This is a genomic window from Kitasatospora sp. NPDC088264 (genome assembly GCF_040685715.1).
Classification (GTDB): domain Bacteria; phylum Actinomycetota; class Actinomycetes; order Streptomycetales; family Streptomycetaceae; genus Kitasatospora.
On sequence record NZ_JBFBIR010000019.1, the window covers coordinates 1 to 16,275 of the forward strand.

16 protein-coding genes are annotated in these 16,275 nt (G+C 72.9%); 5 read left to right on the plus strand and 11 right to left on the minus strand.

Annotated features, from left to right (window positions below; translation table 11 throughout):
* Positions 1 to 242: 242 nt before the first annotated feature.
* From AB0O82_RS17285 to AB0O82_RS17295, 3 genes are all read right to left on the minus strand, one after another.
* Positions 243 to 1,046, minus strand: a complete 804-nt coding sequence (locus AB0O82_RS17285; protein WP_363584459.1) for a DUF3710 domain-containing protein — start codon at positions 1,044 to 1,046, stop codon at positions 243 to 245.
* Between the two features lie 69 nt (positions 1,047 to 1,115).
* A complete protein-coding gene (dut, locus tag AB0O82_RS17290; protein ID WP_363584461.1) occupies positions 1,116 to 1,583 on the minus strand; it encodes a dUTP diphosphatase in 468 nt (155 codons plus the stop codon).
* Positions 1,580 to 2,158, minus strand: a complete 579-nt coding sequence (locus AB0O82_RS17295) for a PaaI family thioesterase (protein WP_063351415.1) — start codon at positions 2,156 to 2,158, stop codon at positions 1,580 to 1,582. Before AB0O82_RS17295 ends, dut begins: the two co-directional genes overlap by 4 nt.
* Before the next feature lie 135 nt (positions 2,159 to 2,293).
* Here AB0O82_RS17295 and AB0O82_RS17300 point away from each other — a divergent pair, with 135 nt between their 5' ends.
* On the plus strand, positions 2,294 to 2,743 hold the full coding sequence (locus AB0O82_RS17300) for a DUF3093 domain-containing protein (RefSeq protein WP_350880051.1): 450 nt from the start codon (positions 2,294 to 2,296) through the stop codon (positions 2,741 to 2,743).
* A gap of 294 nt (positions 2,744 to 3,037) precedes the next feature.
* Here AB0O82_RS17300 and AB0O82_RS17305 read toward each other — a convergent pair whose 3' ends face one another.
* From AB0O82_RS17305 to AB0O82_RS17320, 4 genes are all read right to left on the minus strand, one after another.
* Positions 3,038 to 3,337, minus strand: a complete 300-nt coding sequence (locus AB0O82_RS17305) for a DUF4193 domain-containing protein (protein WP_030057692.1) — start codon at positions 3,335 to 3,337, stop codon at positions 3,038 to 3,040.
* A gap of 473 nt (positions 3,338 to 3,810) precedes the next feature.
* Positions 3,811 to 4,794 carry an acyl-ACP desaturase gene (locus tag AB0O82_RS17310; protein WP_363584463.1) on the minus strand — a complete coding sequence of 328 codons (984 nt, stop codon included), beginning with the start codon at positions 4,792 to 4,794 and terminating at the stop codon, positions 3,811 to 3,813.
* Positions 4,795 to 5,033: 239 nt separating this feature from the next.
* On the minus strand, positions 5,034 to 6,317 hold the full coding sequence (locus AB0O82_RS17315) for a HAMP domain-containing sensor histidine kinase (protein WP_363584465.1): 1,284 nt from the start codon (positions 6,315 to 6,317) through the stop codon (positions 5,034 to 5,036).
* A 124-nt stretch (positions 6,318 to 6,441) separates the two neighbouring features.
* Complete coding sequence (locus AB0O82_RS17320) at positions 6,442 to 7,095, minus strand: response regulator transcription factor (protein ID WP_188296105.1); 654 nt, start codon at positions 7,093 to 7,095, stop codon at positions 6,442 to 6,444.
* 442 nt (positions 7,096 to 7,537) lie between these two features.
* Here AB0O82_RS17320 and AB0O82_RS17325 point away from each other — a divergent pair, with 442 nt between their 5' ends.
* A complete protein-coding gene (locus AB0O82_RS17325; RefSeq protein ID WP_030057688.1) occupies positions 7,538 to 7,723 on the plus strand; it encodes a hypothetical protein in 186 nt (61 codons plus the stop codon).
* 141 nt (positions 7,724 to 7,864) lie between these two features.
* On the opposite strand, the gene AB0O82_RS17330 is transcribed toward AB0O82_RS17325, so the two are convergent.
* Together AB0O82_RS17330 and AB0O82_RS17335 are read right to left on the minus strand one after the other, a co-directional pair.
* Positions 7,865 to 8,683, minus strand: a complete 819-nt coding sequence (locus AB0O82_RS17330) for an inositol monophosphatase family protein (protein WP_363584467.1) — start codon at positions 8,681 to 8,683, stop codon at positions 7,865 to 7,867.
* 32 nt (positions 8,684 to 8,715) lie between these two features.
* Positions 8,716 to 9,873, minus strand: a complete 1,158-nt coding sequence (locus AB0O82_RS17335) for a ferrochelatase (RefSeq protein ID WP_363584469.1) — start codon at positions 9,871 to 9,873, stop codon at positions 8,716 to 8,718.
* 127 nt (positions 9,874 to 10,000) lie between these two features.
* Between AB0O82_RS17335 and AB0O82_RS17340 the strand changes: the two genes are divergently transcribed.
* Together AB0O82_RS17340 and AB0O82_RS17345 are read left to right on the plus strand one after the other, a co-directional pair.
* The gene (locus tag AB0O82_RS17340; protein WP_363584471.1) at positions 10,001 to 11,269 is read left to right on the plus strand and encodes an MFS transporter; all 1,269 of its coding nucleotides are present in this window, start codon (positions 10,001 to 10,003) and stop codon (positions 11,267 to 11,269) included.
* Positions 11,270 to 11,373: 104 nt separating this feature from the next.
* Positions 11,374 to 12,696: a D-arabinono-1,4-lactone oxidase gene (locus tag AB0O82_RS17345; RefSeq protein WP_363584473.1), complete on the plus strand. Its 1,323-nt coding sequence runs from the start codon at positions 11,374 to 11,376 to the stop codon at positions 12,694 to 12,696.
* On the opposite strand, the gene AB0O82_RS17350 is transcribed toward AB0O82_RS17345, so the two are convergent.
* Positions 12,697 to 13,581 (minus strand): hypothetical protein, encoded by an 885-nt coding sequence (locus AB0O82_RS17350; protein WP_363584475.1) that lies wholly within the window; start codon positions 13,579 to 13,581, stop codon positions 12,697 to 12,699.
* A 517-nt stretch (positions 13,582 to 14,098) separates the two neighbouring features.
* On the opposite strand from AB0O82_RS17350, the gene sepH reads away from it, so the two are divergent.
* A complete protein-coding gene (gene sepH / locus AB0O82_RS17355; RefSeq protein ID WP_363584477.1) occupies positions 14,099 to 15,157 on the plus strand; it encodes a septation protein SepH in 1,059 nt (352 codons plus the stop codon).
* A 90-nt stretch (positions 15,158 to 15,247) separates the two neighbouring features.
* Here the strand turns inward: sepH and AB0O82_RS17360 are convergent, their stop codons facing one another.
* Positions 15,248 to 16,123, minus strand: coding sequence for a sulfurtransferase (locus AB0O82_RS17360; RefSeq protein WP_363584479.1), 876 nt, complete (start codon positions 16,121 to 16,123; stop codon positions 15,248 to 15,250).
* Positions 16,124 to 16,275: the final 152 nt, after the last annotated feature.

Genomic DNA, 16,275 nt, shown 5'->3' on the forward strand with positions numbered 1-16,275 from the left:
GGAACGGACACTTCCTTCGGACCGCCTTCCAGCGGGCCCTCCGGGCGCTTCGTTCTTTCGTGTTTCAAGCTTATCAGATGTTTTCCGCTCCGTTTTCCGGAGTTTCATTCATCGGAATTCGCTTTCCGCTTGCCCCCGCTCTCTCGCGGCGACTCCGGAACTGTACGGGGACAGGACCGCCACATGCAAATCGCCCCCGCCCGGGGTCCCGGGCAGGGGCGATCAGTGCGACGCGGACCAGGTCAGCGGACCTCGGTGATCTCCGGACCGCGGGCGAACGGGTCGAGGGCCGCGCTGCCGAAACGGTTGTCGCCCTCGCCGGCCGCCGCAGCCGTACCGCCGCCGTCGGCGACCATCTGGGCGTCCTCGGGGAGCTTCAGCACGATCGGGTCGCGGGGCGCCATCGGGCTCTCGCCCCGGACGACGACCGTCTGCTGGAAGACCTGTTCCAGGATCCCGGCCATTTCCGGCTGCACGGCGGCCTGGCCCGAGATCACACCCCGCAGGAACCAGCGCGGGCCGTCGCAACCGACGAAGCGCACCAGCTGTACGCCCTGGGTGCCGTCCGGCAGCTGCACCGGGACCTGCGCGCGGAGGTGCCAGCCGAGCGGGCCCTCCTCCTCCTCGATGAGGCCGCCCTGCGCGGTGATGCCGTTGGCGATCTCCTCCCGGACCTCCCCCCAGATGCCCTCCGACTTGGGAGCGGCGAAGGCCTGCAGCTGGATGGCGCTGTTGCCGAGGACGAGGGTCGCGGCGACGATCGCGTCACCGGCGACCTCCACCCGCAGCTCCATGCCCTCGACGCCGGGGACCAGCAGACCCCCGAGGTCCACTCGCCCCTCCTCGGGGTTCTCCAGCTCGGAGTGGTCCCACGGACCGTCCGGCCGCGGGGCCGGCGGCAGGCCGACCTTGTCGGACGGGTCCAGCTCGGTCACGTTCTCGCTCTCGGCGGAACCTTCGACGTCATCGGCCGTCTCGTCGGCGCTGATGGCGTCGTCGGCGAGCTGCTCGACAGCGTCCTCGCTCTTCTGGCGACGACGGAACACGGTCACTGTCCTTCCCGGTCCAAGACCGATGCGAATACCTGCTCGGCTTCCTGCGAGGCCGCGGGAATGCTAGACCGCGGCGTGGCCGCCGGTCGACCCGAACCCGCCCTCGGCACGTGCCGACCCAGGCAGCTCGGCCACCTCGTGGAAGCGGGCCTTCTCGACCTGCTGGATCACCAGCTGGGCGATCCGGTCCCCTCGGCGGAAGCTGACCCCCTCGCGCGGGTCCAGATTGACGACGATCACCTTGATCTCTCCACGGTACCCGGCATCGACCGTCCCCGGGGCGTTCACGAGAGCAACTCCGCAACGAGCTGCCAGCCCGGACCGGGGGTGGACGAAGGCCGCGTAGCCGTCCGGGAGGGCGATCGCGATGCCGGTGGGCAGGACGGCCCGCTCACCGGGGGCCAGCTCGGCGTCCACGGTGGTGCGCAGATCGGCTCCCGCGTCGCCGGGCTGCGCGTAGGCGGGCAGCGGCAACTCGGGGTCGGTGCGCCTGATCAGGACGTCCAGCGGCGGGCGGGGGGTGTTGCTCAAGGGTTCACCTCAAAGGCTCGTGCGCGCTTCATCAGATCCGGGTCGTCGAGGACCTTCTCGATGTCCTCGGGACGACCGTGCGTGGTGAAGTGTTCCAGCTTCACCTGGATGAAGAGCGCCTGCGCACGCACCGCGACCGGTCCGTCGGGGCCGCCGATGCGCGCCTCGGCGGCGCTGTAGATCTTGCGGCCGTGGACGCCGGTGACCCAGGCGCGCAGGTGCAGCACCGAGTCGACCGGGACGGGGCAGAGGAAGTCGGTCTCCAGCCGGCCGGTGACGGCGGGGGCGTGCAGCAGCCAGTTGAGCGTGCCGAGGGTCTCGTCCATGGCGGTGGTCAGCACTCCGCCGTGGGCCAGGCCCGGACCGCCCTGGTGGACGTCCCGGACGGCGAACTCGGCGGTGACGTCGAGTCCCTCGCCGGCGACCGCGTCGATCCGCAGCCCGCCGGGGTGTTGCGGTCCGCAGCCGAAGCAGTGCTCGTAGTGGGAGCCGAGCCGGGTGCCGGGGGCGGGCGCCTCGGGGGCGCGCGGCGGCAGTACGGCGTCCGGCGGCGGGGTGGTCGGGGACGGCGGCAGCGCGGGCGCCGGCCGGTCGGCGGGGGCGGTGGGGGTGGTCGAACCGGTCACGGGGCCCCAGCCTACCCAGGGGTAGGCGCGCGGCCGGTGGGGGTGGCGTCCCGCTACCGGCGTCAGGGCGCCCACAATGGGGGCATGTACGACGAACGCCTCACGGTGCCGCGCTCCTGGTGGCTGCTCCCGGTCGCGACCGGGCTCACGCTCGCCCTGATCCTGCTGCGGGTCAGTGGTCTGGCCGCGCTGGTCGGGCTGGTGGTCGGCATCGCCGCCGGCGCGGTCGCGATCAGCAGCTACGGCTCGGTCCGGATCCGCGTGGTGCAGGGCTCGCTGGTGGCCGGGCCGGCCCGGATCCCGGTGGACGCCCTGGGCACCGCGCACCCGCTGAGCCCCGCCGAGGCGGTGGCCTGGCGCGGGCCGAAGGCCAACCCGCGCGCCTTCATGCTGCTGCGCAGCTACGTCCCGACGGCGCTGCGGATCGAGGTGACCGACCCGTCCGACCCGACGCCCTACCTCTACCTGTCGACCCGCTCGCCGATGAAGCTGGCGGAGGCGCTGGAGGAGGCCCGTCGCGGCGCCCGCACCTAGGGCCTGTCCGGCCGACCCTGCCGGGACAGCACCTGGCGGAGGGACCCGCGCACGCCTGGGGCAGCCCCGGAACGCGCACAGGCCCGAAAAAACGGAGAGGGACGGTTCCGCTGATGCGGGACCGTCCCTACGACTTTGTGCCGGCCGACGTGCTCATGGCCGACCCCGTCCTCCCGGTGCCGTCCGTCAGGACGGCGACCGGACCTGCCGTCCGGCCCCGCTGCCCGGGGCCGGAAGGGGCGCTGTGCCGGCCCCGCGGAAGCCGCGGGTGCCGGGCCCTGTCCGCCGCGGTGCTCAGGCGCCGCAGTCCCGGCAGATCGGGTTGCCGTTCTTCTCGCTGTACAGCTGACTGCGGTGGTGCACCAGGAAGCAGCTCATGCAGGTGAACTCGTCGGCCTGCTTCGGCAGCACCCGGACCGCGAGCTCCTCGTTCGAGAGGTCCGCGCCCGGGAGCTCCATGCCCTCGGCCGCATCGAACTCGTCGACGTCGACAGAGCCGCCGCCCTTGTCGTTCCGCCGAGCCTTGAGTTCCTCGATGCTGTCTTCGTTGAGCTCGTCGTCGGTCTTGCGTGGGGTGTCGTAGTCCGTTGCCATTGTTCGCTCTCCCCCTCCGGGTTTGTGCGGTGTGTGCGGTATCTCCAGCGCACGTAACGCATGGGGGGTCGGTCTTGTGCCCGACCCGAGGCGGAGATTTTGCCTTACTTCAAGCCCTGTTACTCAATCGACACTCAGCCAGGGGTCCGTTGGGGTGATCCACCAGGCTGCGGGAGGCCTCACGCTGGGCCATCGCCAGCCTCCTCCAGCATCCGCTCAGCGGCCACTCACAGTGAGCACGGGTCGCACTGATGCTCGTCCGTTCCCTTGCCCACCTGGGGTGCCGGCCAATCATCCGGCCGGGTGCGGACCCGAAATCCGGTCACGGACTGCGATCGGCACCCCAGTTCGGGTGATCACTCTCCGAGGTCGGGTGAAGTCACGGAGCGACACGATGTGAGCTTGGTCACGTTCAGAATCTTCCAGGGCAAACCACGGAAAATCCACCCACTTCGGCTGCTCCGTCGAACACCCTAGTCGGTGCTCCGGCGCGCGGCCCGACGGGCCAGGATCGCGGCCTGGCGCTCCTCGAACTTGCGCGCCTGGCCGTCCAGCTCGTCCAGGAAGACGCCGAGCTCGTTCTGCGCCAGCAGGCCCTCCGGGCCGAGACCGCCGATCTCCATCACGCGCAGGTGGCGCAGCACCGGCTGCAGCACGTCGTCGTGGTGGATGCGCAGGTTGTAGACCCCGCCGAGGGCGATCTGCGCGGCGGCCCGCTCGAAGCCGGGGATGCCGTGGCCGGGCATCCGGAAGTCGGTGACCACGTCGGCCACGGCCCGCATGGCCTGGTCGGGGGCGATCTCCAGGGCGGCCTTCAGCAGGTTCCGGTAGAAGACCATGTGGAGGTTCTCGTCGTTGGCGATCTTCGCCAGCAGCTGGTCGCAGAGCGGGTCGCCGGCGTGCTTGCCGGTGTTGCGGTGCGAGATGCGGGTGGCGAGCTCCTGGAAGGCCACGTACGCGACCGACTGCAGCATGCTGTGCGCGTTGTCGGACTCGAAGCCCTCGGACATGTGGCTCATCCGGGCCCGCTCCAGCTCCACCGGGTCGACGGCCCGGGTGGCGAGCAGGAAGTCGCGAATCGCTATCCCGTGCCGGCCCTCCTCGGCGGTCCAGCGGTGCACCCAGGTGCCCCAGGCGCCCTCGCGGCCGAACATGCTGGCGATCTCGTGGTGGTAGCTGGGGAGGTTGTCCTCGGTCAGCAGGTTCACCACCAGCGACACCCGGCCGAGCGGCGTCACCTGGGACTGCTCGACGGCCCAGGCGTCGCCGCCCAGCACGCCGTCGAAGTCACGGCCCTGGCTCCACGGCACGAACTCGTGCGGCATCCACTCCTTGGCCACGGCGAGGTGGCGGTTGAGCTCCTTCTCCACGACCTCTTCGAGGGCCAGGATCAGCCGGGCGTCGGTCCAGCCAGTCGATCCGAGGGAGGCGCTGCTCTGCACAGGGGCGATGGTCACGGTCTTGCTCCTGGGGGACGGCACGCGCGGGACGGGCGCGTTGGGCGGGCACGTCTGCGACGCACTTACGGTTCCGTAGGTTACGACACCGTAAGTTGCCCGGGCGGGAAATGACAAGCCGCCCCCGCCAGGCCTTATGTCGTCTTGACGGGCCTGACGGGGGCGGCGGTGAACGGTCGCTTACGGAGCGCGGCGGCGGGGAGGGCGCGGCGGGCCCGGGAGGGGCCCGGCGGGCGGGGTCAGGGGTTGGGGATCCGGACCCGCATGGTGAGGCCGCCACCGGCGCGCGCAGTGGCCTCGATGGTGCCACCGTGGGCGCGCACCACCGAGCGGACGATGGACAGGCCGAGCCCGACCCCCTTGTCGCTGCGGGTGCGGTCGGCGCCCTTGACCCGGCGGAACGGCTCGAAGATGTGCTCCAGCTCGTAGCCGGGCACCACCGGGCCGGTGTTGGACACCACCAGCTCGCCGCCGCCGGGCACCTCGGCGGTGGCCAGCTCGACCCAGCCGCCGGGGGTGTTGTACCGGACGGCGTTCTGCAGCAGGTTGAGCGCCAGTCGCTCCAGCAGCACGCCGTTGCCCGCGACCACGGCCGGAGCGAGCTTGGAGCGCAGCTCGACCTCGCGCCGGTCCGCCTCGGCCCTGGTCTGCTCCAGGGCTCGGGTGGCCACCTCGGAGAGCTCCACCGGGCGGCGGTCGGTCAGCTCGTTCTCGCTGCGGGCGAGCAGCAGCAGGCCCTCCACCAGCTGTTCGCTGCGCTCGTTGGTGGCCAGCAGGGTCTTGCCGAGCTGCTGGAGGTCGGGCGAGGCGGCCGGGTCGGAGAGCTGGACCTCCAGCAGGGTGCGGTTGATCGCCAGCGGGGTGCGCAGTTCGTGCGAGGCGTTGGCGACGAAGCGGCGCTGGGAGTCGAAGGACCGGTCCAACCGGTCCAACATGTCGTCGAAGGTGTCGGCGAGTTCCTTGAGCTCGTCGTCCGGCCCGTCCAGCTCGATCCGCCGGTGCAGGTCGGAGGAGGCGACGTCGCGGGCGGTGCGGGTGATCCGGCCGAGCGGGCGCAGCACCCGGCCGGCCAGCGCGTAGCCGGCCGCGAAGGCGATCACGGCGAGGCAGACCAGCATCGTGAGCGACTTGCGCAGCAGGGTGTTGAGCGCCGAGTTGGAGCGCAGCAGGTAGTCGCCGGCCTGCTCCTGGTTGAACTGCGCGCTGTTCATCGGGACACCGTTGACCCGCAGGCTGCCGTCGAACTGGAACGTGCGCGGCGCCAGGTTGTTCACGGCGTCCTGGAAGAACACGTACATCAGCAGCAACAGGACCACGCCGGCCATCAGGAACATGCCGCCGTAGAGCAGGGTGAGCCGCATCCGGATGGTCGGCCGGAAGGGCAGCCAGGCGAGCATGCCGTCGCCGGGTGCGTAGCGTCCGGACTGGGGCGCGCGCGGGGGGTGCTGGGGCTTGGGCGGTACGGCGCGCGGGCCGCCGGCAGGCGCGCCGGAGGGCCCGCCGGCCGGGGGCGGGGTGGTCATGATGGTCCTCTCGGGGCGTCCGCCGGGGCGGGCGCGGGGTGGGGGGGAGCCCGACCGGGTCCGGCGAACGGATCCGGTCCGCTCGGATCCGGTCAGGTGGTCCGGCGCGTCCGGTCAGATCCGGTCAGATCCGGTAGCCGGAGCCCGGGACGGTGATGATCACCGGCGGGTCACCGAGCTTGCGGCGCAGCGTCATCACGGTGACGCGCACGACGTTGGTGAACGGGTCGGTGTGCTCGTCCCAGGCCTTCTCCAGCAGCTGCTCGGCGGAGACGACGGCGCCGCCGGCCCGCATCAGCACCTCCAGGACGGCGAACTCCTTGGGGGCGAGCTGGACGGTGCGGCCCTCGCGGATCACCTCGCGGCGGCCCGGGTCGAGCGAGATGCCGGCCCGCTCCAGCACCGGGGGCAGCGGAACGGTCGCGCGGCGGCCCAGCGCCCTTACCCGGGCGACGAGTTCGCTGAAGGCGAACGGCTTCGGAAGGTAGTCGTCCGCGCCGATCTCCAGGCCCTCGACCCGGTCGCTGATGTCGCCGGAGGCGGTCAGCATGATCACCCGGGTGGCCAGGCCCTGTTCGACCACCTTGCGGCAGACGTCGTCGCCGTGGACCAGCGGGAGGTCGCGGTCCAGGACCACGACGTCGTAGTCGTTGACCGCGATGCGCTGGAGCGCGGCCTCCCCGTCGTACACCACGTCGACGGCCATCGCCTCGCGGCGCAGGCCGGTGGCGACAGCCTCGGCGAGCAGCTGCTCGTCCTCGACGACGAGAACCCGCACGATCGTTGTCCCTTCTCCAGGCCGGCCCCGGAAGCGGACGCGCGGCTCCGACGGTGCCCCCATCCTGCCTGGTCCGCCGGTAAAGCAGCGATAAGCTGCCGCTCAGGCACGGAGCGTTGGCAGCGGGTGATGACCGTTCGTGTCGGGACCAGTCCGGTTGGACTGTGACACAGGCAACTTTCTCGGGCCGGAAGGTTTCCCCATCTCCCCGGCGGGGAGGACAGCTTCACACCCGCGATCTGGCTGTTGGCCGATCGCACCCACCCGCCGTGCGTTCATCCGCGCCGGCCCTGGGGCTGGGACGTCACCGGGAGCGGCCGAAGGCCGTCTCCGCGCTCGACCGGAGATTCACGATCTGCCGGACGGGGCGCTGCCGCTGGCCACACCTCCTCGGGGCGGAGAACGTACGACCGTGCACGTCCGACACAGTAAGGGGGCCCGTATGGACGCCTTCAAGGCCGGAATCCTGCAGCGCATAGCCAACGCCGAGCAGGATCTGCACCGCGCGATCGAGGCCGGGGACGAGTTCCTCGCCGAGGTGGAGCAGTCCGAGCTGGACGACCTCCGCCGGCTCGCCGCCGAGCACGGCGTGGACACCGTGCTGGAGCGCCACCGCACCGCCGCCTGATCCACCCGACCTTCCGACCCGACGCCGGACCTCCGGCACCAGCGGCCCTGCGGGGGTCGTGCGAAAATCCCAGGCCCTGGCATCCCCCGTATGCCAGGGCTCTTCGCTGTCCAGGACCGTCCAAGGGCCCAGGGCGTGTCCTCAGTCCGCCCAGGCGCGCAGTGCGGCCAGTCGCTCCTGCAACGGCTGGTACACGCCCGGCGCGGCGGCCACGGTCAGCTCGCCGTCCGGGCCGTGCCCGGGACGGCCGCCGACCAGGGCCCCGGCCTCGGCGGCGATCAGGCAGCCGGCCGCGCGGTCCCAGGGGGCGAGGCCGCGCTCGTAGTAGCCGTCCAGCCGCCCGGCGGCGACGTCGCACAGGTCCACCGCGGCGGCCCCGCCCCGGCGGATGTCCCGCACCTCGGGCATCAGGGACAGCAGCACCTCGGCCTGGCGGGTCCGCACCGACTGGACGTAGTTGAAGCCGGTGCCGATCAGCGCCTGGCCCCACGGCGGGGCCGGGCGGGTGGAGAGCGGTCGGCCGTCGAGCCGGGCGCCGCGCCCGAGGACGGCGTGGAACAGCTCGCCGCGGGCCGGCGCGTACACCACGCCGACGACCGCCCGACCGTCCAGCTCGGCGGCCACGCTGACCGCCCAGGAGGGCAGCCCGTACAGGTAGTTGACCGTGCCGTCGAGCGGGTCGACGACCCAGCGCACCCCGCTGGTGCCGGGCCGCTCGGCGCCCTCCTCGCCGAGGTAGCCGTCCTCGGGGCGGCGCTCGGTGACCAGTTCCAGGACGAGCTTCTCGGAGGCGAGGTCCATCTCGGTCACCACGTCGACCGGGCTGCTCTTGGTGCCGGCCACGCCGAGGTCGGCGGGCCGGCCGTCACGCAGCAGGGCGCCGGCCTGCCGGGCCGCGTCCAGGGCGACCTCCAGCAGGTCGTCGAGGAGCCGGTCGTCGGGCAGGGCGGGAGTGGGCACGGGTCTCTCCTCCGGGAAAGCGGGACGGGCGGTCAGCGCTCGGCGGCGGCCGGGCGGGGGGCTCGCGGGTTGGGGCAGCAGGCCACCGCGCACACGTCGTGGCTGGGGCCGAGCGCGCCGAGGGCGCAGCGGTTCACCGGCTCGCCGCGCTCGGCGGCGGCCCGCTCCAGGACCAGTTCGCGCACCGCGGCGGTGAACCGCGGGTCGGCGCCGACGGTGGCGGCGCGGGCCACCGGCAGGCCGAGTTCGGCGGCCTTGGCGACGGCCTCGGTGTCGAGGTCGTACTTGACCTCCATGTGGTCGGAGACGAAGCCGATCGGGACCATCACCACGGCGGGCGCGCCGTCGGCGTGCTGGGCCTCCAGGTGGTCGCAGATGTCCGGTTCCAGCCACGGCGTGTGCGGGGCGCCGCTGCGGCTCTGGAACACCAGCTCCCAGGGCCGGTCCGCGACGCCGGTGCGTTCGGCGACGGCCCCGGCGATCAGCCGGGCGACGTCCAGGTGCTGGGCGACGTACGCGCCGCCGGGGCGGCCGCGGGCCGGGTCGTCCGGGGCGCCGGAGGTCTCGGCCATGGTGTCCGGGATGGAGTGGGTGGTGAACGCCAGCCGGGCGCCGGCCCGGACGTCCTCGGGCAGCCGCGCCAGGGCTGCCAGGGTGGCGTCGATCATCGGCTGGACGAAGCCGGGGTGGTTGTAGAAGTGCCGCAGCTTGTCGACCCGCAGCTCGGGCAGGCCCTCGGCGGCGAGGGCGGCCAGCGCGTCGGCCAGGTTCTCCCGGTACTGGCGGCAGCCCGAGAAGCCGGCGTAGGCGCTGGTGGCGAGGACGGCGACGCGGCGGTGGCCGTCGGCGGCCAGTTCGCGCAGAGTGTCCACCAGGTAGGGCGCCCAGTTCCGGTTGCCCCAGTAGACCGGCAGGTCCAGGCCGTGCTCGGCGAAGTCCTTGCGCAGCGCGGCGAGCAGTTCGCGGTTCTGCTCGTTGATCGGGCTGACCCCGCCGAACAGGAAGTAGTGCTTGCCGACCTCCTTCAGCCGCTCCTTGGGGATGCCGCGGCCCCGGGTCACGTTCTCCAGGAACGGGACGACGTCCTCGGGGGCCTCGGGCCCGCCGAAGGAGAGCAGCAGCAGGGCGTCGTACGGCTGCGGCGCTGCCGGGGCGGCGCCGGACGGTGAGGGTTTGCGCGCGTCGGACATGGCACCGATCCTGCCATTGAGGGGCCGGAGACCCCCGTCGGGGCTGCGAGGGTGTCCGGAAAATACTGTTTGCCAAGGTACGTAAGCTGTGTTGACCAGCCTCGTTCCTTACCCCCGCGGAGCTCCCGTGCTGTCCAGCTACCGCCAGATATTCGCCTCCCCCGGCAGTCTGGCCTTCTCCACCACCGGCTTCGTCTCCCGGCTGCCGATCTCCATGACCGGCATCGGCATCGTGACCATGCTCTCCCAGCTCAGAGGCTCCTACGGGGTGGCGGGCCTGGTGTCGGCGACCCTGGCGATCTCCGCCGCGCTGCTCGGCCCGCAGGTCTCCCGGCTGGTGGACCGGCACGGGCAGCGCCGAATAATCGTCCCGGCCATGGCGCTCACCATCGTCGCCGTGGTCGGCCTGCTGCTGTGCGCCCGGTTCAAGGCGCCGGACTGGACTCTCTTCGTCTTCGCGGCCGGGATGGGCGTCATGCCGAGCACCGGCGCGATGGTCCGCGCCCGCTGGGCCCACCTGTACCGCGACGACGCCCCCAAGCTGCACACCGCGTACTCCTTCGAGGCCGTCGTCGACGAGGTCTGCTTCATCGTCGGCCCGATCCTCTCGATCGGCCTGGCCACCTCCGTCTTCCCCGAGGCCGGCGTCCTGCTCGCCGGGGTCTTCCTCGCCGTCGGCGTCCTGCTGTTCGCCGGGCAGCGCGCCACCGAACCGCCGGTCCACCCGGGCGCCCGGCACGTCGGCGGCTCGGTGATCCTCAACCGCGGCCTCCAGGTGCTGATCCTCACTTTCGTCGCCACCGGCGCGATCTTCGGCTCCGTCGAGGTCGTCACCGTCGCCTACTCCGAGACCCAGGGGCACAAGTCCATCGCCAGCGTGATCCTCGCGCTGTGGGCGCTCGGCTCCTGCCTGGCCGGCGTGGTCTTCGGCACCCTCAAGCTCACCGGCTCGATGGCCGGCCGCTTCTTCGCCGGTGTCCTGTTCATGGCGCTCAGCATGGCGCCACTGCTGCTGGTCGCCGAGTCGGTGCACGGAGTCGGCGGCCTGATCGCGGTCGGCGGCGCGCTGCTGATCGCGGGCATCGCCATCTCCCCCACCCTGATCACCGCGATGGCCCTGGTCGAACGGCTCGTCCCGGCCGCCCAGCTGACCGAGGGCATGACCTGGACGACCACCGGGCTCGCCCTCGGCGTCGCCGTCGGCTCCTCCGCCGGCGGCTGGGTGGTGGACGCCGCCGGCTCCGCCGCGGGCTACTGGGTGCCGCTGACCGCCGGGGTCTTCGGCGTGGTCACCGCGCTCGCCGGGCTCGGCCGCCTGCGCGCCGGGCTCGCCTCCGAGCAGACCGCCGACGAGCCCGCCGAAGCAGCCGAACAGACCGTAGACCTCGAACGGTGAACTGACTAATCTCTCCCTACCCGCGGGCCTACCCGTGGGTAGGGCGGCCCCCACCGCCCCGGACCGCGCCGACCCCGGTCGGCCACGGAGCAGGAGGCGGCGCCATGCCCCAGGCCAGTACCGCGACCCCCACCCGGTGGACCAACTGGGCCGGGAACCAGAGCGCCCGGCCCACCCGGGCCGCCACCCCCGGCACCGCGGAGGAACTGGCCAAGGAGATCCTGCGCGCCGCCGAACAGGGCCGCACCGTCAAGGCCGTCGGCTCCGGCCACTCCTTCACCTCGATCGCCTCCGCCGGCGACGGCGTCCTGCTCCGCCCGCACGCGCTCACCGCCGTCCGCGAGATCGACCGTGAGGCCGGCACCATCACCGTCGAGTCCGGCCTCCCGCTCGCCCGGCTCAACCGGATCCTCGCCGCCGAGGTCCTCTCCCTCACCAACATGGGCGACATCGAGGTGCAGACCGTGGCCGGCGCCACCAGCACCGGCACCCACGGCACCGGCCGCGACTCCGGCTCGCTCGCCGCCCAGATCCGCGCCCTGGAGATCGTCCTCGCCGACGGCAGCGTCCGGCGCTGCTCCCCCACCGAGCACCCCCGGCTCTTCCAGGGCGCCCGGCTCGGCCTCGGCGCCCTCGGCGTGATCACCGCGCTGACCTTCGCCGTCGAACCGGCCTTCCTGCTCACCGCGCACGAACAGCCGATGGCCTTCGACGAGGTGCTGGAACGGCTGGACGACCTCACCGCGGTCAACGAGCACTTCGAGTTCTACTGGTTCCCGCACACCGACCGCTGCGCCACCAAGCGCAACAACCGCAGCCAGGGCCCGGCCGCCCCGCTGCCCCGGTTCAAGGAGTGGCTGGAGGACGACTTCCTCTCCAACACCGTCTGGGAGGGCGCCTGCCGGGTCGGCCGGCGCTTCCCCGCCAGCATCCCCGCCATCGCCTCGCTGGCCAGCCGCGCCTGGTCCGACCGCAGCTACACCGACACGGCGCACCGGGTGTTCACCAGCCCGCGCAAGGTGCGCTTCGTGGAGATGGAGTACGCGGTGCCGCGCGCGGCCGTCGCCGGAGTGCTGCGCGAGCTGAAGGCCCTGGTCGAGCGCTCCGACTGGAAGGTCGGCTTCCCGGTGGAGGTGCGCTTCGCCCCCGCCGACGACCTCTGGTTCTCCACCGCCTCCGGCCGGGACAGCGCCTACATCGCCGTCCACCTCTACCGGGGCACCGCCGACCAGGGCTACTTCACCGGCGTCGAGCAGCTGATGTGCGCCCACCAGGGCCGCCCGCACTGGGGCAAGCTGCACACCCGGGACGCCGAGTACCTGTCCGGCGCCTACCCGCACTTCGGCGACTTCACCGCCCTGCGCGACGAGGTCGACCCGCAGCGCGTGTTCGGCAACGACTACCTGCGCCGGGTCCTCGGCGCCTGATCACGGGGTGGCGCCCTGGGTCGGCGCCGCGGGCTGCGGCGGGGCCACGGAGGCGGGGGCGTTGCTCGGCACCGGCGGCTGCGGGCTCGCCCCGCCGGAGGTGCCGGAGGGCTTCCCGCCGTCCGCGGTCGGTGACGAACCGGCCGACGGCGTCATGCTCGGGCCCGCCGAGGGCGAGGCCGTACCTCCGCCGTGCTCACCGGCCCCACCGCTCGGGCCCGCGCTCGGGCCGGTGCTCGGCTCCCGGCTCGGCCGCGTCGTCGGCGGGGCCGAGGCACCGCCGGACGGCGAGGGCTCCGAGCCGCGCCCGCCGCCGGTGGAGGGCCGCTCCGTCGGCGGCGTCTCCCGCGGGGTGGAGGACTTCGGGCTCACCACGCCGCCGAAGGAGGTGCCGTTGCCCGACTCGCCCTTCACCGTCGCCGACACCGGCTGCCCGGTGGCCAGTTCGAACGCCAGGATCGGCGTCATCGCCACCACGAACACCAGCCCCGACACCGCCGCGTAGGTCTTCCACGTCCACCGCCGACGCGCCCGGACCACCTGCGGCTCGTTCCACTCCGAGGAGATCGCCGACGGCGCCGGCTCCACCGGACGCTCCGGCACCTGGCGCAGCCCGTTCGCGGCGTGGCCGGGCCCCCGCTCCACCACCGCCTCGCGCAGCTGCTCTCCGGTGCGCCGGAAGACGTGCTGGAACACCGCACCGCCGGTGGTGGCCCCGACACTGACCACCGCCGCACCCAGGATCGTTCCGTACACGCCGAGTTCGGAGGCGAGCAGCGCCCCCACCACCGTGGCCAGCGCACTCGCAGCGACCTGAGCCACGCTCAGATCGATCCGCTTGCGCTCCTTCTTGCCGCCCTCCTCGGCGGGGCTCCGCTCCGGCATCAACATCCCTCGGTCCGTACGACTGTTCCTCGAACAAGTCACTCCATCTTGCCCAAAGAAGGACACAAGGGACGAAAATGCGGTTCTCCGGCCCCGATATATGTGAAGATGATCACCGTTCACCCGCCGGTGGTCCGCCGTTGGGGGCATGCGCTCTTGAGATTCCCGTGAATCGCGGGAGACTTGAGCGGCGAGCCGCCCCTTCGGATGCCACGAATGGAGTACTGTTCGTAAAGCCTGAGCCTTGGGTCGACTTGTCGACTGCGCCCACACCGGTAGCTTGACGAAGAGCCACGGAACAGGCACGCACGGCGACGCCCGTCCCGGACCGTCGCGAACACTCCGCGTGCGAGGACGGCCGGGGCACCCAGGCGCGACGTCGACGGATGGCGTGGCAAAAAGGCAACCGTGCCACAGCGGCGTGACCGGGCGTACGCCCGACACGCCGGGGAACTCAGCAAGGTTGTGGCCAGTCGCGAGCGGGCAGGCCACACTCAGTACGGGAGCAGCGACGCAGGTGACGTCGGCAGGCACCACCCGGGAGGTAACCGTGCCCGAACTGCGGGTTGTGGCCGTCAGCAACGACGGCACACGGCTGGTGCTCAAGGCTGCCGACAGCACGGAGTACACCCTTCCCATCGACGAGCGGCTGCGCGCCGCCATCCGTGGGGATCGTCCGCGCCTCGGCCAGATCGAGATCGAAGTCGAGAGCCATCTGCGGCCCCGGGACATCCAGGCCCGGATACGAGCCGGTGCCTCCGCCGAGGAGGTCGCCCAGGCCGCCGGCATCTCCGTCGACCGGGTCCGCCGCTTCGAGGGTCCGGTCCTCGCCGAGCGCGCCTTCATGGCCGAACGCGCCCGAAAGACCGCCATCCGCCGCAACGGCGAATCCACCGGGCCCCAGCTCGGCGAGGCCGTCGCCGAGCGGCTCGCGCTGCGCGGCGCCGAGAAGGACACCGAACGCTGGGACTCCTGGCGGCGCGACGACGGCACCTGGGAGGTCATCCTCGCCTACCGTGCCGACGACGAGGGCCGCAGCGCCTCCTGGACGTACGACCCGCCCCGGCGCCTGGTCCAGCCCAACGACGACGAGGCCCGCGCGCTGATCGGCGAGAACGTCGAGCGCGAGGAGGAGTCGGTCTTCCCGTTCATCCCGCGGATCGCCCGGCTCCCCCAGGACCGGCCGCCCCGCCCGATGATCGACCGGCCCTCCGCCGACCGCATCATGTCCGCCCGCGAGGCCACCGCCGAGTCCAGGGACTCCCTGACCAGCCTGCTCGACGTGGTCCCCGCCTTCCGCGGCGACCTCGCCGTCGGCCCCGCCCCGATCGAACCGGTGCCCGCAGAGGTCGCCGAGGAGAGCGAGGAGGCGGCCGCGGCCGCCGCACCGGCGGTCGGCGCGGGCTCGGCCTACGCCGACATCCTGATGCCGCGGGCCGTCGCCCCGCACCGCGAACGACTGGTCGGCACCACCGACCGCCAGGCCGAGGCGGACGGCGTCCGGCCCGGCCGCCGGGCCACCGTGCCCAGCTGGGACGAGATCGTCTTCGGCAGCCGGCGCAAGAAGCAGGAGTAGCAGAAGCAGAGTGATGCGGGGCGCCGGCTGAGCCGGCGCCCCGCATCACTCTGTGCGCGTCAGGAAATCCCGCCTCAGACCGCCCCCGGCTCAGCCCGGCTGGTCGGTCACCGCCACCGGGCGGGCCTCGTCGCTCGACCACTCGCTCCACGACCCCGGGTACAGCGTCGCCGGCAGGCCCGCCACCTCCAGCGCCAGGATCTGGTGCGCCGCCGTCACCCCCGAGCCGCAGTACACCGCCGTCTCCCGCTCACCCACGCCCAGCGCGCGGAACCGCGCCGCCAGCTCCGCGGCCGACCTGAACCGCCCGTCGGCCGCCACGTTCTCGGCCGTCGGCGCCGACACCGCACCCGGGATGTGCCCGGCGCGCGGGTCCACCGGCTCGCTCTCGCCCCGGTAGCGGTCCCCCGCCCGGGCGTCCAGCAGCAGCGCACCGCGCGCCCAGGCCGCCGCACCGTCCGCGTCCACCACGGGCAACTGCCCCGGGACCGGCTTGAAATGACCCTCCGCCGGCGCCGGGACCTCCGCCGTCACCGGCAGTCCGGCCGCCGACCAGGCCGCGTACCCGCCGTCCAGCACCCGGACGTCCCGGTGCCCGGCCCAGCGCAGCAGCCACCAGGCGCGGGCCGCCGCCAGCGAGGCCGCGCCGTCGTACACCACCACCGGGCGGTCGGAGTCCACCCCCAGGCGGCGCATCGCCGCGCCGAACTCCTCCGGGTCCGGCAGCGGGTGGCGGCCGCCCCGGCCTGGGGCGCCCGGCGGGGCCGCGAGGTCCCGGTCCAGGTCGACGAAGCGGGCGCCGGGCAGGTGCCCGGCCCGGTACTCCTCGGCGGCGGTCGGGCCGGACTGCGCGGCACCGACCAGCCGGTAGCGCACGTCCAACAGCACCGGCGGGAGCGCGGAGGCGAGCGCCTGCGCCAGCCCGGCCGCGGAGATCAGCGGGGAACCGTCGTTGTAGGTGGTCATGGCGGCCATTGTCGCGCAGCGCCGCCACCCCGCCGCTCTTTGTGCGGTCTTTGCCGGAATTTCCGCGCGGCCCGAGGGTTCGACGCGCGCCAGAGTGGAAGCATCACCCTCGCGCGCGAGGATTTCCGTGCGCCAACCACCCGTTGCGCCAA